The sequence below is a fragment of the Kitasatospora sp. NPDC038210 genome, assembly GCF_055600605.1.
On the sequence record NZ_JBVJYK010000008.1, the window covers coordinates 93,061 to 118,148 of the forward strand.

Consider the following 25,088-nt stretch of genomic DNA (forward strand, 5'->3'; position numbering starts at 1 on the left):
CGCCACCCCCTCACCGCTGCCCCGTCGAGCACCGCTCGGCGGGGCAGCGGCATGCGCGCGCACGGGAGCTGGGCGCCCGGGGGTCATCCGGTGGCGCGGATGTAGATGTCGGCGGCGCCGGAGAGGCCGCCGGGGATGGCGGCCACGTAGATACGGCGGGTGGCGGAGCCGCGCGTGGGCGTGGCGGTGGGGGTCGGGGTGACGGTCGCGGTGGGAGTGGGCGTGATGACGGCGGGCTCGCCGTCGGGAGCGGGGGTGACCTCCGAGGTCGGGGTGGCCTCCAGGGTCGGGGCGGCCTCCGCATCGGAACCGGCGTCCGGATCGACATCGGGGTCCGGCTCGGAGTCCGCCCCGGGGGCGAGGGCGGTGGCGTCGCCGGTGGGAGCCGGAGCGGCGGAGGACGACGGCCCGGACGGCGAGGAGTGCGAGGAGTGCGAGTGCGAGGAGTGCGAGGCGTGCGAGCAGGGCCGGGACGGGGACGGAGAGGCCTCGGCCTCAGGGAAGACGGACGGCGAGGAGGCCGGAGACGGCGGAACGGACGGCGAGGGGACCGGAGACGGCGGAGTGACCGGTGAAGAGGCCGGAGACGGCAGAGCGGACGGCGAGGAGACCGGAGACGGCGGAGTGACCGGCCCCTCCGGGAGCTCCGGCGCCTCGGCCGGCTCGTCGCCGCCGAGGGCGGCGACGAGGTCGGGCGGAAGGGGGGCGGCGGGGCCGGGGGCGGGGAGGTCGTAGGCGCTGAGGAAGTCGCCGAGGCCCGGGGCCTTGCCGCCGCCGAGGCGGTAGTGCAGGTAGGCGATGGGGGCGCCGTCGGAGGTGTGGGCGTAGACGGCGCCGACCGGGACGTAGTACCGGCCGACGCCGGGGTGCTGGGAGGGGTGGAGGCCGGCCAGGCGTTCGGCGCGGTCGCGGTCGGTCTCGTGGCCGGGGCTGCCGAGGGTGAGCGCGTTGACGCCGCGCACCACGAGGGCGGCGCCGACGGACACGCACAGCACCAGCCCGACGGCGACGGTGCGCCGCAGGACGGGTCGGCCGTGCAGGGCGGGCCAGGAGTCGGTCACCATGCGCTCGGGTGGGATGCCGTCCACGGGTTGCTGCTCCCCCTCGATCAGGACGTTCGATCCGCTTGTTCGATCAGGACGTCACACTGTGCTCGACGTGGGACCGTAGTCGAGAGTTCCTCAGCCCAGGTAGGCGGGGGCCACCGCAGCCTTGGTGACCGGCTGGGGGCTGCCCGAGCCGTCGGCCGGGACGGCCCACAGGTCGGCGCCGTAGTCTCCGGGCAGGGCGTAGAGCAGGGTGCCGTCGCCGGACCAGAGCGCCTGGTCGTCGATGTTGCGCTGCTCGGCGGTGGCGGTCTCGGTCATGGTGGCGAGGTCCAGCACGTACAGCCGCCACGGGGCGTCGTCGGGGAGGCCGGGGACGCGCTTCTTGTACGCGATGCGGGTGCCGTCCGGGGAGAGGGAGGGGCACTCGACGTTGTCGTGCAGCGCGGTGAGGGTGCGGGCGGCGAGGTCGCCGCGGACGAGGTGGGTCTGCCCGCCGCTGGCGACGGTGGCGTAGAAGGTGGTGTCGTCGGCGAAGGTGACGCCCCAGATGTTGATGTCGTGCGCCTGGGACGGGTGGCCGTCCAGGATGATCGCGAAGTCCTCCAGGTTCTCCCGGAGGTTCCAGTCCCGGACGTCCACGATCGAGGTGCGGGTGGAGAAGTTGCTGCCCGCGTACGAGTCGCCGCTGACGAACACCGTCCAGGCGGCGAGGTGCCCGGACGGCGAGACCCGGGAGCGGGTGGGGATGCCGGCGGCGGGGAAGGATCGCCGTTCGCGCAGGTGGTCGTCGAGGATGACGGCCCGGTAGGTGTCCTCCAGCGCGCCGCGCTGGGCCTGGAGGCAGATCCCGGTGCCCGCGGCGGCGTGGAAGCGCAGGCACTGGACGCCGGAGGCCGTGCGGGGGCCGTCGGGGTGGTCGGCGGCGACGGTGGTGATCTCGTCCCGGTGCGGGCCCCAGGCCATGTTGCGGAACATCAACTGGCGCCCGCCGCTCGGAACTTGGAGGGAGACGGTGCCGGGCCGGACGGAGGGGCCGCCGGGCTGGGCCTGGTCCCGGCGGGCGGTGCGGTCGGCCGCGTACAGGACGGCCCCGGTGCCGACCGCGCCGAGCAGCACGACGGCGACCAGCAGGATGATCACCCTGGTCCGGTTCTGCAGGTTCACGAACTCTCCTCGACGGCGACGGGTCCGGCTTCTGGCGCGGCATCGGATGCGGCATCGGATGCGGCATCGGGTTCGGCTGCTCGCCCGGCGACGCGCCCGCCGTCGGGTCCGGCTTCGCGTGCCGCCGCCGGCCCGGCCGGGCGCAGCACCGCCGACGCGCCGAGCACGCACAGCGCCAGCGCCCCCGCCGACCAGCCCAGCGCCGTCGGGCCGCCGACCGCGCCCCACAGCGCGCCGAACAGCAGCGAGCAGGCGAACCGGGCCAGCGCCTGCCCGGTGCCGACCAGGGCGAGTCCGGCGCCGCGCTGCTCGGCCGGCACGGCGTCGGCGGCCGCGGCGGCGAGCACGCCGTCGGTGGCCGCGTAGAACGCGCCGTGCAGCACCAGGACGCAGATCACCGCCGGCAGTCCGCGCAGCGGCGAGAGCAGCACCCCGTACGCGAGGAGCAGCACGCCGTGCCCGGCGAGGAAGAGCCGGTGGCGCCCGATCCGGTCCGCGAGCACCCCCAGCGGGACGGCGAGCAGCAGGAAGGCGGCGGCGGTGCCGAGCGGCAGCAGCGGGAAGAGGGCGACGGACAGGCCCAGTCGGCGCTGGACGAGCAGGTAGAGGAAGGAGTCGCTGACGGTGGTCAGCCCGAGCAGGACGGCGCACAGGGCGAGGCGCCGGAGTCCGGGCAGGCGCAGCAGGGTGAGGCTGTCGCGCAGCGGGGGAGCGGTAGTTGACACATCGTCACCATGACGCCGGTTCGGCACGAACAGCAGCAGGATCAGCACGCCGAGGGCGGCGACGCACGAGCTGACCGTGAACACCGCGTCGTAGCCGTGCCGTTCGCCGCCGTCGGCGAGCAGCGGGCCGCCGGCCAGTCGCAGCACCAGGAAGGCGGTGAGCGGGCCGAGCAGGGCGCCGGCCGTGTCCATCGCCCGGTGCACGCCGAACGCCCTTCCGCGGTGGGCGGGTTCGGTGGCGAGGGAGATCATCGCATCCCGGGGTGCGGTGCGAAGGCCCTTGCCGGTGCGGTCGACGGCGATCACGGCGCCGATCATCGGCACGGAGTGGACGAGCAGCAGCAGCGGGCGGCACAGCGCGGAGAGCCCGTACCCGAAAGCCGCCACGGCCTTGTGACGGGCGGCGCCGTCGCGGCCGCGGCGGTCGGCGAGGTGGCCGCCGGCGAGCCGGACGAGGGCGCTGAAGCCGTTCTGGATGCCGTCGAGCAGGCCGAAGCCGAGCGGGGAGAGGCCGAGCCCGGTGAGCAGGTAGAGGGGGAGGACGGCGGTGACCATCTCGGAGGAGATGTCGGTGACCAGGCTGACGGTGCCGAGGGCGAGCACCGTTCCGGGGACGGCGGCCCGTCGCGCCGGTCCTGCGGCCGGGGCGACGGGTGCCTTCGAACTGCGGGAGTCCGCGACGTACACGGGCGTCAGTTCCAGATGCCGGTGATGTCGGTGGCGCCGGCCGAGTTGCCCGCGTGGGCGTCCAGGCCGGCCAGGTCCTCCAGCGTGTGCAGCACGTCGTAGTGGTTGTAGGTGGTGGCGGTGCTGCTGCCCGGGGTGACGTGTGCCCCGTAGACCAGGGTCGGGATGCGGTTGCCGGCCATCCCGTCGTTCTCGTCGAACGTGACGACGAGCAGGCTGTTGTTGCTCTTGGCCCACTGCGCGTAGGCGTCGAGGTTGCTCTGCAGCCAGGAGTCGCCGGTGCCGACGGAGCAGTCGTGCATGTCGTCGCAGAGGTCCGGGACGACGAAGGAGACCTTGGGCAGGGTGCTGAAGTCGGTGGGGAACGCGTCCATGGTGTTCGCGGTGCCGGTGGGCACGTTGCCGAAGCCGAACCACGGGTTGTGCTTCTGCGCGTAGTTGTCGACGCGGCAGTCGGTGGCGCCCTGCTGGGGCAGGCCCTCGTTGTAGCTGGCCCAGGTCTGCCCGGCGGCGAGCAGTTCGGAGGCCAGGTTGGGTGCCTGCAGCGCGCCGACGTGCACGCAGCTGTCGTCCACGATGCCCTGGGTGCTGCCGGAGAACAGCGCGTAGTAGTTGGGCTGGCTGGGGTGGGTGAGCGCGTGGGACTGGGTCAGCTGTGCGCCGCCCGCCACCAGGGTGTCGTTGATGTACGGGGCGTCGGGGCTGCCGATGACCTGTGAGTAGGCGTGGTTCTCCAGCACCACGACGACCACGTGGTCCGGCGCGGGCAGGCCGGCGGCGGTGTCGGCGGCCGCGCTGCCGCCCGCGGACCAGAGGCCCAGCGAGCCGACGGCCAGACCGAGCCCGGCGGCGAGGGTGGTCAGCGGGCGGATCCTGCGGCGGCGGGCGGGGCGCGGCGCGGCGGACCGGGCCGGGGCGGCGCCGGCAGTGGGGGCGGATTCGGGGGCGGGGACGCCGGGGGTGCGCGGTCGTGCGGTGGCCATGGGGTCCTCCGGAGGTCGGGGCTGCCGGGGCAGGAGCGCCGAAAACAGTAGGAGCGCGCGGGTGTCGTGTACGGCACAAGACAAGTGAAGAACAGACGAACAGCTGCCGCGACCGGGCCGTCCGGTTCGTGGACGTGCGCCGTTCCGGGGGGCGAGCCGAAGTCCCGGCCGGAGCGGCCGAGGTCCCGGTCGGCACGCCCGGTGTCCCGGGCGGCACACGCGGCGCTCCGGTCGGCGTTCCGATCGGCACGCCCCGGCGCTCCGGCCCGAGCACCGCCCGGCGGCAGACGTCACACCGGTCGCGATTGACCCTCTCCGGCCGCCCGTGGTGGGATCGCGGAGGCCGCTGCCGAGGGGCCGGGAACGGCAAGGAGCGCGGTACGTGATCGGACTGGTCGCCATCGACGGGCCGGGCCGTCCGCTCGCCGACGAGCTGCACGCGCTCTGGCCGGAAGGCAGCCACGTCCACCGGGCCTCGCGCGGCAACTGCTCCCAGCCGCCCGACGTCCTGCACTTCGCGCTCCACCGGTACCGGGCCGTGGTCGCCGTCGCCCCGCTCCCTCTCGTGGTCTCCCTGCTCACCGGCGGGCTCGTGGACCTTCCGCGCGGCTCGGTCCTGCTCTGTGTGGACCCGCAGCGGCGCTGGGTGATCCCGATGGCCGGCGGGGACGCGGCGGAGGAGCTGTCCGTCGAGGTGGCGGCCGCGCTCGGCGTCACCCCGGTTCCCACCGGGCACGCTCCGTGGGCCGGGGTGCCCGAAGCGCCGGTCGCACCCGGCGAACAGGTCACACCCGTCGAACAGGTCGCGCCCGACGAGCAGGTCGCACCCGACGCCCCCGGGGACGCCCCGATCCTGCGGGTCACCGACCGGGAGGACCCGGGCGACGGCGATCTGCTGGTGCCCCCGCGCACGCTCGTCGTCGGGGTCGGCGCCGCCGGCGCCGCCGGGCGGACCGAGCTGGTGCGCCTGCTGGACGCCACGCTCAAGGAGGCCGGCCTGGCCCGCGCCGCGGTGGCCCGGCTGGCCACGGTGGCCGGCAAGACGGACCACCCGGCGGTGCGCTGGGCCGCGTTCTGCCTGGGCGGGGTCCCGGTGGACGGGCACCCCGCCGAGGAGCTGGCGGGCGTAACGGTGCCGAACCCGTCCGCGGCGGTCGGGGCGGCCGTCGGTACGGCGAGCGTCGCCGAGGCGGCGGCGCTGGCGAGCGCGCCGGGCGGGCGGCTCGTGGTCGCCAAGCGGAAGTCGGCGATGGCGACGGTGGCGATCGCACGGACGACGGCGGTGCGCGGCCGACTCGTGCAGGTCGACCTCGGGACCGGCCGGCCCGGCCTGCCGGGGGCGGGCGCCCCGGGGGCGGGCCCCACGGGAACCGACGCGGCTCAGCCGTACGTGCCGGCCGAACTGCGGGACGCCTCCGCGGTGGTGGGGACTCCCGAGGCCCTCGACGCGCTCACGGTGATCGAGGCGGCGGCCGGGCCGCTCCGGCCGACGACGCGGCGGATCGTGGTGGACGTCGCCGCCGGGACGACGGCGGACGGCTCCGGGGCGCCGCTGGACCCGGCCGGAGCCGCCGCGCACCTCGCCGCCCACGGACACACCGTCGCCCTGGTCACCCTCGGCGACGGCGCCGGACTCGCCGTGCCGCCCGGCCCGTACGAGCTCCGCCACGTGCCCACACCGGCCGCCCGGGCCGCCCCGGCCGACAGCGACACCGACGCCCACCCTGCCGACCCCGCCCAGCACCAGGGAGACCCCGCGTGACCGCCCCCGAACCCGACCTGCGCCACCACGGCGACGCCGAGGTCCGCGCCGACGGGCTCGGCCTGATCGACCTCGCCGTCAACGTCCGCACCGGAACGCCCCCGAGCTGGCTGCGCGAGCGCCTGGCAGCCACCCTCGGAGACCTCGCCGCCTACCCCGACCAGAGCGCCGCCCGCGCCGCGGTGGCCGCCCGGCACGCCCGCCCGGTGGACGAGGTGCTGCTCACCTCGGGGGCCGCGGAGGCCTTCGTCCTGCTGGCTCGCACTCTGACGGTGCGTCACATCACCGTCGTGCACCCGCAGTTCACCGAGCCCGAGGCGGCCCTGCGGGATGCCGGACACCGGGTGCACCGGGTGCTGCTCTCCCCCGGGGACGGGTTCCGGCTCGGCACCGTCCCCGAGGAGGCGGACCTGGTCGTCCTCGGCAACCCGACCAATCCGACCTCGGTGCTGCACCCCGCCGAGGCCGTGGCCGCGCTCGCCCGGCCGGGGCGCACCCTGGTGGTGGACGAGGCGTTCATGGACACCGTGCCGGGTGAGCGGGAGTCCCTCGCCTCGGTTCGGGACCTGCCCGGACGGGTCGTCGTCCTGCGCAGCCTCACCAAGACCTGGGGGCTGGCCGGACTGCGGATCGGCTACGTGCTCGGACCCGCGCCGCTGATCGCCGAACTCGCCGCCGCCCAGCCGCTCTGGCCGGTCTCCACCCCGGCCCTGGCCGCCGCCGAGGCCTGCAGCACCCGGGCCGCACTCGCCGAGGCCGACCGGGCCGCCGACGAACTCGCCCGCCGGCGCGACCACCTGCTGACGGGCCTGGCCGCCTTCCCGCAGGTGCGGTGGTACGGCGAACCGGCCGCCTCCTTCGTCCTGGTCCGGCTGCCGGACGCCGCCGCCGTCCGGGGGCGCCTGCGCGAGCACGGCTTCGCCGTCCGGCGCGGGGACACCTTCCCGGGCCTGGGCGAGGAGTGGCTGCGGATCGCCGTCCGGGACGAGGAGACCACCGACCGGTTCCTCAAGGCCCTCGCGGCGGTGCTCAGTCCAGCCTGAGCCGGTCGCCCGTCCGGATCCGCCCGGGCGCCAGCACCTGCGCGTACACCCCCGCGCAGGGCAGTGCCGGCATGCCCTCCAGCGGGACCACCCGGTTCCGCTCGGCCGGGATGCGCAGGGCCTCCGGGCGGCGGGGCAGCGGGCCGTGCCGCAGGGTGGGGACGGCGCAGCGCGGGGTGGCCGCCACGACGCGCAGGCGCAGCGTCGGACCGACGGCCAGCTCGCGCCCCACCCAGGCGTTCTCGACGAAGCCCTCACCGTCGGTGCGGATCACCAGGTTCGGCCGGTAGCGCTCGGCCTCGCAACCGGTGGCACGCAGCGTCGAGGTGGTGATCAGGTGCAGCGGAGCGAAGTCGAAGAAGCCGCCCTCGGGCGCGGCACGCCCCAACTCGTTTACGGTGAAGCCGACTTCGGCGGCGATGCCGTGCGCCAGCACCTCCTCCGGCACGGCCCGCTCGATCGTCACACCGGGCGGGCGTCCGGCGACCAGCGCGACCTTGCGACCGAGCGCCTCGGACAGCTCCGCCTCGTCCGCGGCGCGCCCGTCCGGACCGGTGATCGTCACGCCGCCGTCCGCCGTGGCCACCGCCGCGTACCCGAGCAGGCCCGCCCAGAGCCGGGGGTGCTTGGCACTGGCGACCCGCCCGGTCGCCGGGTCGAGCAGCGCCCGCTCCCGGTCCCCGGCCAGGCCGCGGCCGGTGACGTCGGCCGCGTCCAGTTCCTCCCCCAGCAGCGACTTCACCGGGTAGCGCCGCAGCCGCTCGACCGGGCCCACGTCGAGGCCGGAGCCGGGGCGCGCGTCGGCCCCGCTCAGCACGCCTCCTCCACCCAGTCCCGGAGCGCCTCGAAGTGCAGCTCCCGCAGGCCGAACCGGGGATCGACCCAGAGCGCCACGGCCGGGGCCGGGTGGTTCGCCGCGATCCACTCGATGTCCTGCGGGCCGAGCTCGTCGTCGACCCAGACGAACGGCCGCCCGGCCGCCCAGGCGACCAGGTCCCGGGTCTTCCAGTGCAGCCCGTCCGGGTCCGTGCCGAAGATCTCCGTCCAAGGGACGTAGGGGAGTTCGGGCAGCCCGATGTTCGGGCCGATGAGGGCGTTGGCGTCGTCCGTCCAGGTGGTGGCCCACACCAGCTCGTACGGCAGCGCCAGCAGCTCCGGTCCGTGCGCCGGGTTCAGCCACACCCGCAGCGGCTCCACCTGCTCCCGCGGCTGCGGCGCGTGGCGGGCCACCCACGTCTCGGGGAGCAGCCGGTGGGTGCGGTAGCCGTCCGGCTGACGGGCCCCGGGCGCGGCGTAGGGGTTGAGCGGTCCGTCCACGTCCAGGAAGAGCAGCGGCTGTCCGTTCATGCGGCGGCCGCCCACTCCCGCAGGGTCGCGAAGTCGTCGGCCAGCAGGCCTGTTCGGGGGTTGACGTGCAGGGTGAGCGCCGGCCCGGCGTGGTTCGCCGCGATCCACTCGGCGTCCTGCGGGCCGAGCTCGTCGTCGACCCAGACGAACGGCCGCCCGGCCGCCCAGGCGACCACGTCCCGGGTCTTCCAGTGCAGCCCGTCCGGATCCTCGCCGAACATCTCCGTCCAGCGGATGTACGGGAGTTCGGGCAGCCCGATGTGCGGCCCGATGTGGGTGTTCGCCTCACTCATCCAGCCGGTGGCCCACACCAACTCGTAGGGCAGCGCCAGCAGTTCGGGGCCGTGCGCCGGGTTCAGCCAGACCCGCAGCGGCTTCACCCGGCCGACCGGGCGCTTGGCGTGCTTCGCCCGCGTCGCCAGCCTGGCCTGCGCCGCCGCCAGCCGCTCCTGCTTCGCGATCCACCAGGTGGGCCGCAGGCGGAAGGTGCCGTAGCCGTCCGGGCGCCGCTTCGGCGCGGCGAAGGGGTTGAGTGGTCCGTCCACGTCGAGGAGGAGCAGGGGCTGCTGGGTCATGTCATGAATTCTCGTTCCGGCGCCGACAGTTGACCAGCGATTTGCCGGTCGCTGCCGGGCCCCTCCCCGGGCCCGGCGAGGCGCTCGGCGCAAAGCCCGCAGGCCCCTCCCCGGCGCGGGGAGGGGCCTGCGGGCTTTGCACGCACACCACGGGGGCGTCGGATCAGACCTGGCCGGCCTTCTCCAGGGCCTCGCAGCAGGTGTTGATCAGGAGGCGGGTGACGACGTAGGGGTCGACGTTGGCGTTCGGGCGACGGTCCTCGATGTAGCCCTTCTGCTCCACCTCGACCTGCCACGGGATGCGGACGGAGGCACCGCGGTTGGAGACGCCGTAGCTGTAGACGTTCCACGGGGCGGTCTCGTGCTTGCCGGTGAGGCGGGACTGGATGTCGTCACCGTACTGGCTGACGTGCTCCAGCACCTTCTCCTGGGAGGCGCCGAGCGACTCGCAGGCGGTGATGATGGCGTCGTAGCCCTCGCGCATCGCCTTGGTGGAGAAGTTGGTGTGCGCACCCGCGCCGTTCCAGTCGCCACGGGCCGGCTTGGCGTCGAGGGTGGCGTCGATGCCGAACTCCTCGGCGGTGCGGTAGAGCAGGTAGCGGGCGATCCACATGTCGTCGGAGACGGTCAGGGCGTCGACCGGGCCGATCTGGAACTCCCACTGGCCGGGCATGACCTCGGCGTTGATGCCGCAGATGGCCAGGCCGGCGTCGATGCAGCGGTCCAGGTGCAGCTCGACGATCTCGCGGCCGAAGACCTCCTCGGCGCCGACGCCGCAGTAGTAGCCGCCCTGCGGGGCCGGGAAGCCACCCTCCGGGAAGCCGAGCGGGCGGGAGCCCTTGAAGAAGGTGTACTCCTGCTCGATGCCGAAGATCGACTCCTGCGAGGCGTACTTCTCGGCGACCTCACGCAGCAGGGCGCGGGTGTTGGACTCGTGCGGGGTGCCGTTCGTCTCCAGGACCTCGCAGAGGACCAGGATGTTGTCGCCGCCGCGGATCGGGTCCGGAACGACCTTCACCGGCTCCAGCACGCGGTCCGAGGCGTGGCCCTCGGCCTGGTTGGTCGAGGAACCGTCGAAGCCCCAGGTCGGGATCTTGTCGGCGTTGGGCAGGACGCGAGTCTTGGAACGGAGCTTCGCGGTCGGCTTGGTGCCGTCGATCCAGATGTACTCGGCCTTGATTGCCACGGCTTGTCCCTCGCATTGCTGGGTGGTGGGTGCCCGCGTAGCGTCGCAAGCCGCCGTTTCCCGGTTGTTCCTCTCATGTAACGCGCATGTGAACCAACCGTCCGCATTGGCACGGTCACGGTGCGGGAGTGCCTGAGCCGGCACTCCCGCCCCGCACGGTGCACGTGCCCCTCCCCCCGGAGCCCTCCGCGGCCCGCCGCCGGGGCCGGTCACCGCAGCAGTCGGCAGCCGGCCCCGGTCGCGACGGCGCCTCAGTGCCGGCGGGCGTGCGCGGCCCGGCGGCGCCGGGTGGCCCACAGCGCCGCCGCCCCGCCCGCGACCAGGGCGGCGGCCCCGGCGGCCAGCGGGCCGGTGGCGCTGCTGCCGCCGGTGGTGGCCAGCCGCTCCGGCTGCGCGGGCTTCCCGGCCCCGGCCGGCGGCACGGCGGCGTGCGAGGTGGTGGTGTCGGCCACCGGCTGGGCGGCGGGCGCGGTGCCCGGGGCGTTCGTCGCCGACGGGACGGCCGACGGCGCGGAGGGCTTCTCGCAGCCCACCGAGGCGACGGTGACCTTGCCGCTGACCTTGGCGACGTTCAGGTTCAGCGGGTTCACCTCGACCTGCACCTCCAGGGCCGAGGCGGCGGCGGTGGTCGAGGTGGTGGTCTTCTTGGAGAACTCCACCGTGACGCTGCCGATCAGCGGCACGTCCACCTTGGTGGGCCCGTACAGACCGACGGTGACCGGCTTGCCGAGCACGGTCAGCTTGGCCGGCGCGACCACGTCCGCGGTGGGCTGCCCGTCCACCGGGCAGGTCGCCTCGGCGCTCATGGCCTCCAGGCCGAGCAGCGCGGTGGCGGGCAGGCCGGGGGCGTGCACGTCGGCGTTGACCAGCTTCACGGAGGCGGTGGCGCCCTTGGCGTCGACGCGGGTCACGGACTTGCCGACGTCGGCCTTGACCAGGGTGACCGGGCCCTGCTGGTCGACGCCGTCCACCGTGGCGGTGAGGGCGGAGCCTCCCCCGGCCTCCGGCCGGGGGGACCCCCATCCCTGTGCGGGCGACTCCACCTTGTTCAGTGCGATGTTCACCGGGACGTCCACGGCGTTGTTCAACAGCTTGACGTCCAGCGCGACTTCGGCGGTGACGGCGCGGGCTTTGCCCGGGGAGGGCTCGGCCGACGGGGCGACCGGGGCGGCCTGGACGGGCCCGGCGGTGAGCAGCGTGCCCGCCGCCATCACGGCAGTGGCGGCGGCGACGGCAGTTGCAGAAACGATTCGGCGAGCAGACAAGGCGGTACCCCCACACAGATGGAACGATGAGCCGCCAGTCTTCTCGAACAATCCGTCACATGAGCAACACGGAACGTCATTTCACCCGTTGGAGTGAGATTGACGTTCCGCACTGACCTGACTCTGGTACGAGCGGGCCTCAGGCCAGCCGCCAGTCCACCGGCTGCGCCCCCTGCCGCACCAGCAGCTCGTTGGCCCGGCTGAACGGCCGGGAGCCGAAGAAGCCACCGCTCGCCGAGTACGGGCTCGGGTGCGCCGACTCGATCGCCGGGACGGCCCCCAGCAGCGGCCGCAGGTTACGGGCGTCGCGCCCCCACAGGATCGCCACCAGCGGGCCGCCGCGCGACACCAGCGCCCGGATCGCCTGCTCGGTGACCTCCTCCCAGCCCTTGCCGCGGTGCGCGGCGGGCTTTCCCGGCGCGGTGGTCAGCGCGCGGTTGAGGAGCAGCACGCCCTGCTGCGTCCACGGGGTGAGGTCGCCGTTGGACGGCTGCGGCAGGCCCAGGTCGGTGCCGTACTCCTGGTAGATGTTGATCAGGCTCGCCGGGATCGGGCGCACCTCCGGCGCCACCGAGAAGCTGAGCCCGACGGCGTGGCCGGGGGTCGGGTACGGGTCCTGCCCGACGATCAGCACCCGCACGTCGGCGAACGGCTGCTGGAAGGCCCGCAGCACGTTCGGCCCGGAGGGCAGGTAGGTGCGGCCTGCGGCCAGCTCGGTGCGCAGGAAGTCGCCCATCGCGGCGACCCGTCCGGCGACGGGTTCCAGGGCGGTGGCCCAACCGGGCTCGACGATCTCATTCAGTGGACGCGGTGCCATGGCCGCCACCCTATCGGCCTACACCGACAGGGCGTTCCGGCGGATGATCATGGGATCGAGGGCCGCCGGGAGGCCCGTTCCGCGGGCGCCGCAGCGGCCCGGCGGCGGCCCCGGCGGGCCCGAACCGCGCACCCGACCCGCCGTCAGCCGACCGGCTTCCCCCGCAGCACCACCAGCTGCGGGTCCGCGAGCACCCGGACGTCCGCCCGCGGGTCCTGCGCGTACACCACGAAGTCCGCCGGCGCGCCCTCCTCCAGGCCGGGCCGTCCCAGCCACCGCCGCGCGCCCCAGCTCGCCGCCGACAGCGCCTCGGCCGGGCTCAGGCCCGCCTTCACCAGCTCCGCCACCTCGTCCGCGACCAGCCCGTGCGCGAGCGAGCCGCCCGCGTCCGTGCCGACGAACACCGGGATGCCCGCGTCGTGCGCCGCGCCGACGGTGTCGTACCTGCGCTCGTGCAGCCGCCGCATGTGCGCCGACCAGGCCGGGAACTTGGCCTCGCCGCCGGCCGCGAGGTCCGGGAAGGTCGCGATGTTGACCAGGGTCGGGACGATGGCGACGCCGCGCTCGGCGAAGACCGGGATCAGCTCCTCGGTCAGCCCGGTGGCGTGCTCGACGCAGTCGATCCCGGCCGCCAGCAGGTCCGGCAGCGACTCGGCGGAGAAGCAGTGCGCGGTGACCCGCGCGCCCTCCTCGTGCGCCGCCGCGATCGCCTCGGCCAGCGCGTCGCCGGGCCAGCAGGCGGCCAGGTCGCCGCGGTCGCGGTCGATCCAGTCGCCGACCAGCTTGACCCAGCCGTCCCCGCGCCGGGCCTCGGCCCGGACGTACGCGGCCAGGTCGCCGGGCTCGATCTCGTGCGCGTAGTTGCGGATGTAGCGGCGGGTGCGGGCGATGTGCCGCCCGGCGCGGATGATCCGGGGCAGGTCCTCGCGCTCGTCGATCCAGCGGGTGTCGGCGGCCGAGCCGGCGTCGCGGATCAGCAGGGTGCCGGCGTCGCGGTCGGTGAGCGCCTGCTTCTCGCTGGTCTGCGCGTCCACCGCGCCGTGCGCGTCCAGGCCGACGTGGCAGTGCGCGTCCACCAGGCCCGGCAGCACCCAGCCGGTCACCGTCCGGACGTCCCCGGCGGTCGGCGGGCGGGTGAAGCTCACCCGGCCGTCCACCACCCAGAGTTCGTCCCGGACATCCTCCGGACCGACCAGCACCCGACCCCGCACGTGCAGCACCGCGCCATCGCTCATGGCCGCACTCTACCGACGGAGACGTTCCGTGTAAGTAGCGAAGATGCGGCAGACTCGTTCCCGCACCGACCGTCCCTTGCAGCGAGAGGCCATCAACGACGTGAGTCCCTTCCTCGACCTCCCCCCGCTCAGCGCCGCCGAGTTCGCGGCGATCGAGGACCAGGTGGCCGCGCTGCTGCGCACCGAGGCCGACGTGATCGTCACCCAGGGCGAGGCGCTCCTCCCCCTGGAGGCCGCGATCCGCGGCGCCGCGCACCCGGGCTCCACCGCGCTCAACATCGTCACCGGCCCGTACGGGCAGACCTTCGGCAACTGGCTGCGCTCCTGCGGCGCCACCGTCGTCGACCTCGCCGTCCCCTTCGACAGCGCGGTGAGCGCGGAGCAGGTCGCCGAGGCCCTCCGGGCCGACCCCGGGATCGACTTCGTCTCACTGGTCCACGCCGAGGCGGCGACCGGCAACACCAACCCGGTCGCGGAGATCGGCGCCGTCGTCCGCGAGCACGGCGCCCTGCTGATGCTCGACGCGGTCGCCTCCGTCGCCGCCGAACCGCTGCTCACCGACGAGTGGGGCATCGACCTCTGCGTGATCGGCGGCCAGAAGGCGATGGGCGGGCCCGCCGGGGTCTCCGCCGTCTCGGTCTCCGAGCGCGCCTGGGAGCGGATCACCGCCAACCCGGCCGCTCCGCGCCGCTCCTACCTGTCGCTGCTCGACTGGAAGGAGCGCTGGACCGACGCCGGCCGCGCCGTGCTCCCGCACGCCCCCGCCCAGTTGGAGATGCTCGCCCTCGGCGCCTGCCTGGACCGGATCGCCGCCGACGGCCTGCCCGCCGTCATCGCCCGCCACCGCGCCGCCGCGGCCGCCACCCGGGCCGGCGTCCACGCGCTCGGCACCCTCTCCCCCTTCGTCACCGAGGACGCCCACGCGGCGCCGGTCGCCACCACCCTGCGCACCCCGCCCGGGCTGCACGCGGGCGAACTCGCCGCCCGCCTCGACCCGGCGCTGCCCGTCCAGCCGGGCGGCGGCGCACTGGCCGCCTCGATGCTCCGGGTCAACCACTACGGCGCCGCGGCCTCGCCGGACACCGTCCGCGCCTGCCTCGCCGGCCTGGCGGCGGCGACGCACACCGACGCCGAGCCGGCCCTGGCCGCCGCCGACGCCGCCTGGAAGGCGACCGTCGGGGCGTAGCGACGCAGCAGAGCGGCCCCCGGATCGCCCGGGGGCCGCTCCGCCGTCCCCCGGGCTCAGTGCCCGCCCGCGTCCATCACCTCGACGCCGCGGATGTTCCGCTCGATCTCGTCCGCCGGCAGCGCGACGGCCAGCGCCCAGTAGTAGATCACCAGGGAGAACACCACCACGACGAGGATGTCCCACCACAGCGGCAGGTTCCCCTTCGCACCCACGCCGAACGTGCCCTGCCAGGAGGTCAGGCCCATGCCGACCAGGTAGACCGGCAACCACTGCCCCGCCTTGAAGTCCATCCGCGGCGCGTTGGGCACCCCCTTCGAGACGGCGTAGGCGGAGTAGCCACCGAGCAGCACGTAGCCGATCACGATCGCCAGGCCCAGCCGCCAGAGGGTGTCCCAGCCGGACCAGTAGATGATGAGGCTCGCCACCACGAAGGCGATCGGCGAGATGATCGTGCCGGCGGGCAGGTGGTACGAGCGCTCCATCCCCGGCAACCGCTTGCGCAGGACGCCGAAGGCCAGCGGCGCGCCCGCGTACATCAGCACCACCGCCGAGGTGATGAAGCCGACCAGCCGCTGCCAGCTGGGGAAGGGCAGGAAGCAGATCACCCCGGCGACCCAGGCGATGATCAGGCCCAGCCAGGGCACCGAGCGCTTGTCGGTGAACTGCAGGGCCTGCGGCGCGTAGCCGTTGCGGCTCAGTCCGTACGTCACCCGCGAGCTGGAGGTCATGTAGACCAGCCCGGTGCCGGCGGGCGAGATGATCGCGTCGATGAAGAGGATGGTGGCCAGCCAGCCCAGGCCGATCAGGGTGGCGAGGCCCGCGAACGGCCCGCTGATACCCGGGTAGGTCAGCGTGCCCCAGCCTCCGGCGAAGGTCTCCGGCGGCAGGGCGCCGATGAACACCACCTGGAGCATCACGTAGATGACGGTGCCGATCACGACCGAGCCCAGGACGGCCCGGGGGATGTCCCTGCGCGGGTTGCGGCTCTCGCCGGCCCACTGGATGGCCTGTTCGAAGCCGAGCAGCGCGAAGATCACCCCGCTGGTGCTGATCGCGGCGAGCACGCCCTTGGAGCCGTCCGGCGCGAAGCCGTGGACGTTGAAGTTGGAACCGTGGAACTCGGTGAGCCCGAGGGCGAAGATGGTCAGGATCGGGACGGCGACCTTCCACACGGTGGCCACGCTGTTGGTGTGCGCGAGGAGCCTGACGCCGAGGAAGTTGATCGCGACGAAGACGCCCATCAGCGCGGCCGCCACCACGAACCCGGTGCCGGTGAGCGTCAGGTCCTTGTTCAGCAGGCCGTCCGCCCAGGACCAGTGCTGGGCGTAGTTGATCATCGCCTGCACCTCGATCGGCGCGATGGTCGCCGCCTGCAGCCAGGTGAACCAGCCGAAGGACATCCCCGCGAACCCACCGAAGGCGTAGTGCGGGTACCGCGCCGTGCCGCCCGCCACCGGGAACAGCCCGCCCAGCTCGGCGTGCACCAGCGCCAGCAGGATGATCGCCACCGCGCCGATCCCCCAGGACAGCAACGCGGCGGGCCCCGCCGCCACCGCCGCCTTCTGGGCCCCGAACAGCCAGCCGGAGCCGATGATCGCGCCGACCGAGGCCCACAGCAGCCCGGCGACCCCGACCTCGCGCTTGAGCCCGGTGTGCCCCGAGGCAACCGGCCCCGTGTTCGTATCGGAATGAGCCATGCCCGGCCGCCTCTCGTATCGGGGAAAATCCACCCCGACACTGCCGCAGCCCCGCCCTCTCCCCCTCCCCGAAACACCCGGCACCCGGCCCCCGTCAGCCAGACGGCGGAAGCGGCCGCCGGTGCCGACCGCTTCCCTTCCCCTGTAGCACCATTGAAAGCTCCTACAGGGCGGTAACCCCTCATCCCGCCACACGACCAGCGGCTGCGCCGCCACACGGCCGTCCGGAACGGCCATCCGCCGACACCGCCCGAGAGAAAACTGCCTCAGTCAGCCGACCCGGCAGTCGGATCTGATTCCTTCTGGGGCGTCGCTTCGCCTTCAGCCACCGCAGTGGGCTCTGCGGGATTCTCCCCACGTACTGTTCGCAAGACAGCAACGAGACGCAGGGCCTCCGTGAGCCCGTGGCGGAACGACAGCAGTAGAAACGTGAGTAGCGGGACCGTGAACACCGCCAGGGGCGCGGTGACGAAGGCAGGGAGACCGAACAGCCCGACCGTGACGGCCAGCGCGGTCGTGAGCAACAAGGCCGTGACCGTGGCGATGGCCAGCCTGCGTCCATCGGCGCGGTCCGGCGACTCCGGAGCGTTCGTTGGAAGCTCTGGGGGTTCTCCGATCGAACCCAGAAGATCGGTGAAACACCCATCCGCGGTCTGTTCGGCAATCGCCGATGCCAATACTGCGAGCTCTCGCGTGGCGCGCTCCCGGTCCGGGAGCAACTGATCAGCAGTCCTTTCCAGGAGTGCTGCCACCCGCTTGGCATGATTGTGTAGCGTTGCACGGGTCCCCGCTCGGGAACCGTAGTCGGTTGCCGCGCGGCCTGCCGCGTCGACCAAAGCTTGCCCCAGGGCCTGCGCTTTCACACTCAACTCGGCTGCCTCCGCGTGCCCAGCTCCGGGTTCGCAAGCGTCATGCCTCCCAGCATGCCGGTCTCCTACGACAGCCAGCCCCCTTCCCGAAGTCTCGACCACCAAGATCCGGCGGCAGCGCGGCACGCAGCGCCTCGGATTCCTCACCCAGCTCCAGCAACCTCTTCAAGGCCCAGTGCACGGTCAGGAGCTGCACGCCGAGAGTGATGTGCAGGCTGTGTTCGCTCTCGGTGCTCTGCCCTGCGTGAACCCAACCCCGGGGGATGAACAGCACCTGTCGAGCGAGTCGACACGGCATCGGCGCGGGACTTCATGGAACGGCTTCGAGCAGTCGGTGTGACTCCGAAGAAGGGGAAGGCAGCGTGACGGTGACGGTCAAGGTCCTGGACAGCGGGCAGACGGCAGACCTGGAGGAGCAGCTGAAGACCGTGTTCGCCGAGGCCTTCGCGGAACCGCCGTACGGTGAAGGTCCGCCCGACATCGAGCGCGCCTTCGGCCGCTTCCGATCACAGGTACGGCGGCGAGGGTTCCGGGCGACGGTGGCGTTCGACGGCGAGCTGGTCGTCGGGATGGCATACGGCCATCCCCTGGCCGCAAGCACCGGCTGGTGGGACACACTCACCGGCCCCGTACCCGAGGAGCTGCGCCGCGAGGACGGGAGTCGGACGTTCGGCCTCTTCGAACTGGCTGTACGCCCTGCCTGGCGCAGGCAGGGCATCGCCACCGAGCTGCACCGCACCCTGGTGTCCGGGCTGGAAAGCCGGCGCGTGATGCTGAACAGCCGCCCCGAGGCGACGGCGGCACAGGCCGCATACCGGGAGTGGGGCTACCGCCGGGTCGGCAGGGCGGTTCCGTGGAAGGGCGCGGCCGAGCACGACGTCATGCTGCTGGACCTGTGAGGTCCGCTCAGGACGACACCTCGGCGAGGGTGCGGAACTCGCGGGCGTGCCGGGCGGCGGCGTCCATGTCCTGCTCCGTGCCCCGGGCGAACTCGCCGTAGATGCCCAGCATGCTGCCGTCGCCCCAGAGGCAGAGCGCGGTCACCGTGCCGTCGTCACCCCGGAGGGGGCCGCAGCGCATCACGCCGCCGCGCTCGCCGGGGTCGGTGTCGGTGAAACGGGCGCGCAGGTCCGGCTTGAGTTCCTTCTGCATCAGGCGGTCCAGGGCCCCGGCCGGATCGTTGTCGTGCTGTGGCACCGCGCGGATGGTGATGTTCCGGACGTCGTCGCCGCTGATGTAGCTGGTGCCGACGGCGGTGGCGGGCAGGTCTCCCTTGGCGACCCCGCTGCGGATGAGCTTCACGAAGGCTGAGTCCGGGACGGACGGAAGGCCGTCGAACTCCTGGGGCGGGCGGTACTGCCAGTCCGTCTCAGTCCGAATGGCGGCCGGGGTGGCAGCCGAGGCGGCGGCTTTGCCGGTGCAGGAGACGGCCAGCGCGGCCAGCGCGGCCAGCGCCGCCAGGGCGACGGCTCTCGGGAGTCGATCATTCACCGGCACATCCGAGCAGGTCTGGACCACCCCGCGCAACCGGCTCCGGAGACCGCCCCTCGGACAGTTCGCGCAGCGTTCACCCGGCGGGCACCGGGATCTCACCACCGGCAGGCAGGCTCCAGCAGGCGGGCGAAGTTGGCTATACAACTTCACCCGAGATGCCGCCAAGGAGGAGACCCCCATGACCGAGCTGCCGCCGTACTGGCTGCGCGACAACTGCCCGTGCGCCGAGTGCCGGGATCCGCGCAACGGGCAGAAGCTGTTCCAGATCGACGACCTGCCGGACGGCCTGGCGATCGCGGCGAGCACCGAGTCCGACGGTCGGCTGGAAGTGCTCTGGTCGGACGGGCACCGCTCGCGCTACCCGCTGGCGTGGCTCGACGAGGCGGACCGGGGCGACGGCCGCACCGAGCAGGGCAAGCGGCTCTGGGCGGCCGCCGACTTCGCCCGCGGGATCCCGGAGGCGGAGTGGGAGGAGTACCTGAACGACCCGGCCGAGCAGGCCGCGGTGCTCGCCGCCGTCCTCCGCAGCGGGTTCGCGGTGCTGCGCGGGGTGCCGGCCGTGGAGCGGCAGGTGCTGCGGGTGGCGGAGAGCTTCGGGTACGTGCGGGTCACCAACTACGGGGAGCTGTTCGACGTCCGGGTCGAGCCGGACCCGAACAACCTCGCCTTCACCAGCGCCGCCATCGCACCGCACACCGACAACCCGTACCGCGACCCGGTGCCGACGCTGCAACTGCTGCACTGCCTGGAGAACTCGGCGACCGGCGGGGACTCCGGTCTGGTGGACGGCTTCAAGGCCGCGGCGGCCCTCCGCGCGGAGGCGCCGGCGGACTTCGAGACGCTGACCCGCACACCCGTCCCCTTCGTCTTCCGCGACCGCCGCACCGAGCTGCGCGCCGACCGTCCGCTGATCGACGTCGACGCCCTCGGCCGGATCCGCGAGGTGCGGTTCAACAACCGCTCGATCGGCACCCTGCGCGGGAGCGGCGAGCAGCTGAGCGCCTTCTACGCCGCCTACCGCCGCTTCGCCGCGATCACCCTGCGCCCCGAGCTGCAGCTCACCTTCCGCCTCCGCCCCGGCGACTGCCTGGTCTTCGACAACACCCGCCTGCTGCACGCCCGCACGGCCTTCCGGCAGGACGGCCACCGGCACCTCCAGGGCTGCTACGCCGACCTGGACTCGCTGTCGAGCACCCTCGCCGTGCTGCACCACCGCACCGCCGCCCTGGACGCGGTCGCCGGGCTGTTCGCGGGCGAGGGCGCCGGGGAGTACCTGGGCGAGGAGGTCACCATGGCCGAGCACATGCTGCAGGCCGCCGCTGCCGCCGAGGCCGCCGGAGCCCCGGACCACCTGGTCGCCGCCGCCCTGCTGCACGACGTCGGCCATTTCTCCAACGGGCACAGCCAGGGGGCCCTGCACGGACGGGACCTGATGCAGGGGAACGACAACCGGCACAGCGACACCGGCGCCGACTGGCTGGCCCGCTGGTTCGGCCCGGAGGTCACCGAGCCGGTCCGGCTGCACGTGGCGGCCAAGCGCTACCTGTGCGCGGTCGAGCCCGGGTACCGCGACCGGCTCTCCGCGGCCTCCGAGTACACGCTGAGCGTCCAGGGCGGCCCGATGTCCGACGCCGAAGCCGCCGCCTTCGCCGAACTCCCCGGCGCGGTCGACGCGGTGGCCGTACGGCGCTGGGACGAGCAGGCGAAGGTGGCCGGCGCGCCGACCCCCGGCTTCGACCACTACCGGCCGCTGCTCGCCGCCCTCATGCGGTAGCGCACCGGGACGCGCGGGGGACGGCTCAGTCCATCTCCCGCGCGTGCCGCGAAAGTGCCGAGGTGGCAAGGGAGTTGTGCACGCTGAACGCCACCGTCCCGGGCAGGTAGCGGTCCTGGGACCACTCCACCGGGGTGCCGGTCGGGTCGGTGGTCCGGCGCCGCTCGCGCAGCAGCGGGCCGCCGCGGCGGCAGCCGAGCAGCCGGGCGTCCTCGGCGTTGGCGGCGACGATGTCGATGGTGTGGTCGGCGTCGGTGAACAGGATGCCGTGCTCGCGCAGCACCTCGGTGTGCGAGACCACGTCCGGCGGCAGTTCGGCGACGATCTCGCCGACCCGCGGCGGGTAGACGGTGCGTTCGACCATCACCGGCGTGCCGGACAGCGTCCGCAGCCGGACCGTCACGTACACCTCGGCGCCCGGTTCCAGGCGCAGTTGCTCGCGCTCGGCGGCGTCCGCCGGGCGGCGCACCAGCGAGTCCAGGATGCCGCCGGGCTCCTCGCCCATGGAGTACGCCCAGTGCGTGAAGCTGAGCAGTTCGGAGAAGCTCTGCACCCGCGCGCCGCCGAGCACCACCCGGCGGGTGCCGCGGCGGGAGGTGACCAGCCCGTCGGAGCGCAGCACCGCGAGCGCCTGACGGACCGTGCCGCGCGAGACGCCGTACTGCTCGGCCAGCGCGCCCTCGGCGGGCAGCCGGCCGGCCTCGCCGAACGCGCCGGTGGTGATGGCCTCGCGCAGGTCGGCGGCCACCTTCCGGTACAGCGCGCCGGAGGCCCGCTCCCCGGTCGCGGCGGGACGGTCCCCGCTGACGGGACGCTCCTCGGCGCCGGCGTGCTCTCTCGCGGCCGGGCGCCCCTCGGCCTCGGGGCGCTGGGGCTCGGTTGCCACGTCAGTCAATGTCCCTCCTGGGGCGGTGTCCTGCGCAGCGGTACCGGCGCGGACAGCCAGACCCTATCCCGCTACGCCTTCGAAGCATCGCACCGAACCGATCACGCTCCGATGGCCGGATTCCACCGTTCCCGTAGCCGACCCCGGTTCCGGGCCGTCCGTTCACCTTCCCGTCACCGGGCTCCGGCGTACTTACCTCCGTCAGCGAAGTTGGCTAGTCAACTCGGACGGTTCCGAACAGCCCCCGAAGCCCGGACGACTCCGGACCGCCACTCGCCAGATCCCCCGATCGAGACGCCCACTCGCAGTTCCCCCTTATCAGGAGACTGACCCGTGTCCGTGCACCGCGCCCGTACCGCCGCCTTCGCGGCCGTCCTGACCGCCGCCGCGCTCTCCCTCACCGCCTGCGGTTCCGCCGGCTCCTCCGCGAAGTCCGGCGACGCCGCGGGCGGCAAGAACGCCAAGACCGCCACCTCGGTCGCCGACTTCGGCGGCATGGACGCGCTGGTTGCCGCCGCCAAGAAGGAGGGCAAGCTGCACGTCATCACGCTGCCGCGCGACTGGGCGAACTACGGCAAGCTGATGGACGACTTCAAGGCCAAGTACGGCATCGAGATCGAGGACGAGAACCCGGACGGCTCCAGCCAGGACGAGATCAACGCGGTCACCTCCCGCAAGGGCCAGGACCGCGCGCCCGACGTCGTCGACCTCGGCTCCGCCTTCGCGCTGAGCGCCGCCAAGCAGGGCCTGCTGGCCCCGTACAAGGTGACGGACTTCGACAAGATCCCGGCCACCATGAAGGACGCCGACGGTCGGCACTACAACGACTACGGCGGCTACATGTCGATCGGCTGCGACGCCAAGAAGGTGTCCGTCTGCCCGAAGACCTTCGCCGACCTGCTGAAGCCCGACTACAAGGGCATGGTCGCCCTCAACGGCAACCCGACCAAGGCCGGCGCCGCCTTCGGCGCCGTGTACGCCGCCGCGCTCGCCAACGGCGGCTCGCTGGACAACATCCAGCCCGGCATCGACTTCTTCGGCAAGGTCAAGCAGGCCGGCAACTTCAACCCGGTCGAGGTCACCCCGGCGACCATCGAGAAGGGCGAGACCCCGATCTCGATCGACTGGTCGTACCTGAACGCCGGCTACGCCGACAAGTTCAAGGACAAGGGCATCGACTGGCAGGTGGCCATCCCCTCGGACGGCTCCTACGCCCAGTACTACAACCAGGCGATCAACAAGGACGCCCCGCACCCGGCCGCCGCGCGCCTGTGGGAGGAGTACCTCTACAGCGCCCAGGGCCAGAACGGCTTCCTCGGTGGCTACGCCACCCCGGCCCTGTTCGACGCCATGAAGGCCGCCGGCACCCTGGACGCGGCCGCCGCCGCGAAGCTCCCGCCGGTCGAGAAGCCCTTCACCACCTTCCCGACCCAGGACCAGACGGACGCGGCCAAGAAGACCGTGACCGAGAACTGGGCCAAGGCGATCGCGGGCTGACCTGAGATGACCACGGCTCCCACCCCGGTGCCGGCCACCGCCTCCGCCGCCCAGAGCGGCGGGGGCGCCCCCGGCCCCGCAACCCCCACCACGGCCTCGGCCCGCACGGCCAAGGCCCCCCGCTCCGGCAAGCGCCGGGGCGGCGGCCGAGCCTGGCTCGCCGCCCTCCCCCTGCTGCTGTTCTTCGTGATCGGCTTCGGCCTGCCCGCCGTCGCGATCGCCATCGGCGCGTTCACCACGTCCTCGGACGCACCCGACGGCGGCGGCACCTTCACCACCGACAACCTCACCGGCTCGCTCCAGGGCGCCTACTGGACGGCCCTGTGGGGCAGCGTGAAGCTCTCGCTGCTGACCGCGCTGATCGCCACCGTGGTCGGCCTGCCGCTGGCCCAGGCCGTGGCGACCTCCCGGTTCCGGATGTTCCGCGAGGCGGTGATGTCGGCCTCCGGCGTGCTCGCCAACTTCGGCGGCGTGCCGCTGGCGTTCATGTTCGTCGCCACCCTCGGCAACTCCGGCGAGGTCACCAAGAAGCTCGGCCTGACCGCGCACGGCTGGAACCTCTACACCTTCTCCGGCCTCTCGGTGGTCTACCTCTACTTCCTGGTCCCGCTGATGGTCATCACCATCACGCCGGCCCTGGAGGGCCTGCGCGTGCAGTGGCGCGAGGCCGCCCAGAACAACGGCGCCACCTCGCTGCAGTACTGGCGGCACGTCGCGCTGCCCGTGCTGCTGCCCTCGCTGCTCGGCGGCTTCGTGCTGCTGTTCGGCGCCTCCTTCGCCGCGTACGCCACCGCCGAGGCCATGGTGGGCAGTTCGGTGCCGCTGATCTCGATGCAGATCGGCGACGCGCTGTCCGGCAACGTCCTGGTCGGCCAGGGCAACCTCGCCCTCGCCCTCGGCCTCGACATGATCGTGGTCGCCTGCCTGGTGATGGCCGTGTACCTGCCCCTTCAGCGCCGGAGTGCCAAGTGGCTCGCCTGATCAATCGCATCCGTTTCGGCCGCGGCCTGGTCCTGCTGCTCTGCGGCGTCTACTTCGCCGTGCCGATGGCCGCCTCGCTGTGGTTCAGCATCGACGACAACAAGGGCGGCACCACCTTCCGCGCCTACACCGAGCTGCTGAACGCCCCCGGCTTCACCGACAGCCTGCTGCTCAGCCTCGAACTGGCCGGCGTCACCGTCGCGGTGCTGCTGCTCCTGCTCGTCCCGGCGATGCTCGCCGCCCGGCTCGGCGCGCCCAAGCTGCGCCCGGTGATCGAGGTGATGTGCTCGATGCCGCTGGTCGTCCCGGTGGTCGCGCTCACCACGGGCATCATCGGCGTGCTGCGCTGGGGCCCGGACTACCTGCAGGACACCCCGCTGTTCCAGACCATCGTGGCGATCCAGGACCCGCAGTTCCCGATCGTCCTGGTCATCGCGTACGTGCTGATGGCGCTGCCCTTCGCCTACCGGGCGATCGACGCCGGCCTGCGCGGCGTGGACGTCGTGACCCTGGTCGAGGCCGCCCGCAACTGCGGCGCCGGCTGGCTGCGCGCGGTGTTCACCGTCGTCCTGCCGAACCTGCGCAGTGCGCTGCTGAACGCGGCCGTGCTCACCGTCGCCCTGGTGCTCGGCGAGTTCACCACCGCCTCGATCCTCGGCTTCGCCCCCTTCTCGGTGTGGATCAACTCCAACGGCAAGAGCGACGGCCAGATGTCCGTCGCGGTCTCCATGCTCAGCCTGTTGATCGTCTGGCTCGTCCTGCTGTTGATGTCCGCCGTCGGCCGCGGCCGCAAGACCGCGCGCTCCTGAGCGCACCGCCCGTACGGTCCTGAACCACCCCACGCTTTCCAGGAGTCCCCTGCC

General features: G+C 73.4%; 23 protein-coding genes. 8 read left to right on the forward strand and 15 right to left on the reverse strand.

Translation table 11 applies throughout. The features are described from left to right. Window positions 1–83: 83 nt before the first annotated feature. The 4 genes from ACZ7KX_RS18440 to ACZ7KX_RS18455 form a co-directional block, all read right to left on the reverse strand. Window positions 84–1,088, reverse strand: a complete 1,005-nt coding sequence (locus tag ACZ7KX_RS18440) for a hypothetical protein (RefSeq protein ID WP_470327322.1) — start codon at window positions 1,086–1,088, stop codon at window positions 84–86. A gap of 93 nt (window positions 1,089–1,181) precedes the next feature. Continuing rightward, the gene (locus ACZ7KX_RS18445; RefSeq protein ID WP_470327476.1) at window positions 1,182–2,207 is read right to left on the reverse strand and encodes a TolB family protein; all 1,026 of its coding nucleotides are present in this window, start codon (window positions 2,205–2,207) and stop codon (window positions 1,182–1,184) included. Window positions 2,208–2,209: 2 nt separating this feature from the next. Beyond that, complete coding sequence (locus tag ACZ7KX_RS18450; protein WP_470327323.1) at window positions 2,210–3,625, reverse strand: MFS transporter; 1,416 nt, start codon at window positions 3,623–3,625, stop codon at window positions 2,210–2,212. Between the two features lie 5 nt (window positions 3,626–3,630). Beyond that, window positions 3,631–4,608, reverse strand: a complete 978-nt coding sequence (locus ACZ7KX_RS18455; protein WP_470327324.1) for an alkaline phosphatase family protein — start codon at window positions 4,606–4,608, stop codon at window positions 3,631–3,633. Between the two features lie 382 nt (window positions 4,609–4,990). On the opposite strand from ACZ7KX_RS18455, the gene ACZ7KX_RS18460 reads away from it, so the two are divergent. Together ACZ7KX_RS18460 and cobC are read left to right on the forward strand one after the other, a co-directional pair. Continuing rightward, a complete protein-coding gene (locus ACZ7KX_RS18460; protein WP_470327325.1) occupies window positions 4,991–6,370 on the forward strand; it encodes a cobalamin biosynthesis protein in 1,380 nt (459 codons plus the stop codon). Beyond that, window positions 6,367–7,413: an Rv2231c family pyridoxal phosphate-dependent protein CobC gene (gene cobC / locus ACZ7KX_RS18465; RefSeq protein WP_470327326.1), complete on the forward strand. Its 1,047-nt coding sequence runs from the start codon at window positions 6,367–6,369 to the stop codon at window positions 7,411–7,413. Before ACZ7KX_RS18460 ends, cobC begins: the two co-directional genes overlap by 4 nt. On the opposite strand, the gene ACZ7KX_RS18470 is transcribed toward cobC, so the two are convergent. From ACZ7KX_RS18470 to ACZ7KX_RS18500, 7 genes are all read right to left on the reverse strand, one after another. After that, on the reverse strand, window positions 7,400–8,230 hold the full coding sequence (locus ACZ7KX_RS18470; protein ID WP_470327327.1) for an MOSC domain-containing protein: 831 nt from the start codon (window positions 8,228–8,230) through the stop codon (window positions 7,400–7,402). The two genes, cobC and ACZ7KX_RS18470, sit on opposite strands and share 14 nt — an antisense overlap. After that, window positions 8,224–8,760 carry a hypothetical protein gene (locus ACZ7KX_RS18475; protein ID WP_470327328.1) on the reverse strand — a complete coding sequence of 179 codons (537 nt, stop codon included), beginning with the start codon at window positions 8,758–8,760 and terminating at the stop codon, window positions 8,224–8,226. Before ACZ7KX_RS18475 ends, ACZ7KX_RS18470 begins: the two co-directional genes overlap by 7 nt. Continuing rightward, complete coding sequence (locus tag ACZ7KX_RS18480) at window positions 8,757–9,335, reverse strand: hypothetical protein (protein WP_470327329.1); 579 nt, start codon at window positions 9,333–9,335, stop codon at window positions 8,757–8,759. Before ACZ7KX_RS18480 ends, ACZ7KX_RS18475 begins: the two co-directional genes overlap by 4 nt. A gap of 163 nt (window positions 9,336–9,498) precedes the next feature. Beyond that, entirely contained in the window at window positions 9,499–10,521 is a 1,023-nt protein-coding gene (glnII, locus tag ACZ7KX_RS18485; protein ID WP_470327330.1) for a glutamine synthetase, read from the reverse strand. A 251-nt stretch (window positions 10,522–10,772) separates the two neighbouring features. Then, on the reverse strand, window positions 10,773–11,837 hold the full coding sequence (locus ACZ7KX_RS18490; RefSeq protein ID WP_470327331.1) for an SCO1860 family LAETG-anchored protein: 1,065 nt from the start codon (window positions 11,835–11,837) through the stop codon (window positions 10,773–10,775). An 88-nt stretch (window positions 11,838–11,925) separates the two neighbouring features. Further along, entirely contained in the window at window positions 11,926–12,603 is a 678-nt protein-coding gene (locus tag ACZ7KX_RS18495) for a uracil-DNA glycosylase (RefSeq protein WP_350521330.1), read from the reverse strand. Between the two features lie 143 nt (window positions 12,604–12,746). Further along, window positions 12,747–13,838 (reverse strand): amidohydrolase family protein, encoded by a 1,092-nt coding sequence (locus ACZ7KX_RS18500; protein WP_470327332.1) that lies wholly within the window; start codon window positions 13,836–13,838, stop codon window positions 12,747–12,749. 43 nt (window positions 13,839–13,881) lie between these two features. Between ACZ7KX_RS18500 and ACZ7KX_RS18505 the strand changes: the two genes are divergently transcribed. Further along, window positions 13,882–15,024 (forward strand): pyridoxal-phosphate-dependent aminotransferase family protein, encoded by a 1,143-nt coding sequence (locus tag ACZ7KX_RS18505; RefSeq protein WP_470327333.1) that lies wholly within the window; start codon window positions 13,882–13,884, stop codon window positions 15,022–15,024. 56 nt (window positions 15,025–15,080) lie between these two features. Here the strand turns inward: ACZ7KX_RS18505 and ACZ7KX_RS18510 are convergent, their stop codons facing one another. Further along, window positions 15,081–16,724: an APC family permease gene (locus tag ACZ7KX_RS18510; protein ID WP_470327334.1), complete on the reverse strand. Its 1,644-nt coding sequence runs from the start codon at window positions 16,722–16,724 to the stop codon at window positions 15,081–15,083. A gap of 266 nt (window positions 16,725–16,990) precedes the next feature. Then, on the reverse strand, window positions 16,991–17,476 hold the full coding sequence (locus ACZ7KX_RS18515; RefSeq protein ID WP_470327335.1) for a hypothetical protein: 486 nt from the start codon (window positions 17,474–17,476) through the stop codon (window positions 16,991–16,993). Between the two features lie 479 nt (window positions 17,477–17,955). On the opposite strand from ACZ7KX_RS18515, the gene ACZ7KX_RS18520 reads away from it, so the two are divergent. Next, entirely contained in the window at window positions 17,956–18,492 is a 537-nt protein-coding gene (locus tag ACZ7KX_RS18520) for a GNAT family N-acetyltransferase (protein WP_470327336.1), read from the forward strand. Window positions 18,493–18,499: 7 nt separating this feature from the next. On the opposite strand, the gene ACZ7KX_RS18525 is transcribed toward ACZ7KX_RS18520, so the two are convergent. Beyond that, a complete protein-coding gene (locus tag ACZ7KX_RS18525; protein WP_470327337.1) occupies window positions 18,500–19,084 on the reverse strand; it encodes a hypothetical protein in 585 nt (194 codons plus the stop codon). Between the two features lie 181 nt (window positions 19,085–19,265). Between ACZ7KX_RS18525 and tmpA the strand changes: the two genes are divergently transcribed. Then, complete coding sequence (gene tmpA / locus ACZ7KX_RS18530; RefSeq protein WP_470327338.1) at window positions 19,266–20,861, forward strand: 2-trimethylaminoethylphosphonate dioxygenase; 1,596 nt, start codon at window positions 19,266–19,268, stop codon at window positions 20,859–20,861. A 25-nt stretch (window positions 20,862–20,886) separates the two neighbouring features. Here tmpA and ACZ7KX_RS18535 read toward each other — a convergent pair whose 3' ends face one another. Beyond that, window positions 20,887–21,621, reverse strand: a complete 735-nt coding sequence (locus ACZ7KX_RS18535; RefSeq protein WP_396547018.1) for a GntR family transcriptional regulator — start codon at window positions 21,619–21,621, stop codon at window positions 20,887–20,889. Window positions 21,622–22,080: 459 nt separating this feature from the next. Between ACZ7KX_RS18535 and ACZ7KX_RS18540 the strand changes: the two genes are divergently transcribed. From ACZ7KX_RS18540 to ACZ7KX_RS18550, 3 genes are read left to right on the forward strand one after another with little or no spacing between them, the layout of a single operon-like run. Beyond that, complete coding sequence (locus tag ACZ7KX_RS18540; RefSeq protein WP_350521340.1) at window positions 22,081–23,244, forward strand: ABC transporter substrate-binding protein; 1,164 nt, start codon at window positions 22,081–22,083, stop codon at window positions 23,242–23,244. 6 nt (window positions 23,245–23,250) lie between these two features. After that, complete coding sequence (locus tag ACZ7KX_RS18545; protein ID WP_470327339.1) at window positions 23,251–24,225, forward strand: ABC transporter permease; 975 nt, start codon at window positions 23,251–23,253, stop codon at window positions 24,223–24,225. After that, window positions 24,225–25,034 carry an ABC transporter permease gene (locus tag ACZ7KX_RS18550; RefSeq protein WP_470327477.1) on the forward strand — a complete coding sequence of 270 codons (810 nt, stop codon included), beginning with the start codon at window positions 24,225–24,227 and terminating at the stop codon, window positions 25,032–25,034. Before ACZ7KX_RS18545 ends, ACZ7KX_RS18550 begins: the two co-directional genes overlap by 1 nt. Window positions 25,035–25,088: the final 54 nt, after the last annotated feature.

Coding starts and splice junctions, on each gene's coding strand:
- ACZ7KX_RS18480 (WP_470327329.1), bottom strand. CDS start 9,335: ATGACCCAGCAGCCCCTGCTCCTCCTCGACGTGGACGGACCACTCAAC.
- ACZ7KX_RS18475 (WP_470327328.1), bottom strand. CDS start 8,760: ATGAACGGACAGCCGCTGCTCTTCCTGGACGTGGACGGACCGCTCAAC.
- ACZ7KX_RS18495 (WP_350521330.1), bottom strand. CDS start 12,603: ATGGCACCGCGTCCACTGAATGAGATCGTCGAGCCCGGTTGGGCCACC.
- tmpA (WP_470327338.1), top strand. CDS start 19,266: ATGACCGAGCTGCCGCCGTACTGGCTGCGCGACAACTGCCCGTGCGCC.
- ACZ7KX_RS18545 (WP_470327339.1), top strand. CDS start 23,251: ATGACCACGGCTCCCACCCCGGTGCCGGCCACCGCCTCCGCCGCCCAG.
- ACZ7KX_RS18505 (WP_470327333.1), top strand. CDS start 13,882: ATGCGGCAGACTCGTTCCCGCACCGACCGTCCCTTGCAGCGAGAGGCC.
- ACZ7KX_RS18455 (WP_470327324.1), bottom strand. CDS start 4,608: ATGGCCACCGCACGACCGCGCACCCCCGGCGTCCCCGCCCCCGAATCC.
- ACZ7KX_RS18500 (WP_470327332.1), bottom strand. CDS start 13,838: ATGAGCGATGGCGCGGTGCTGCACGTGCGGGGTCGGGTGCTGGTCGGT.
- ACZ7KX_RS18510 (WP_470327334.1), bottom strand. CDS start 16,724: ATGGCTCATTCCGATACGAACACGGGGCCGGTTGCCTCGGGGCACACC.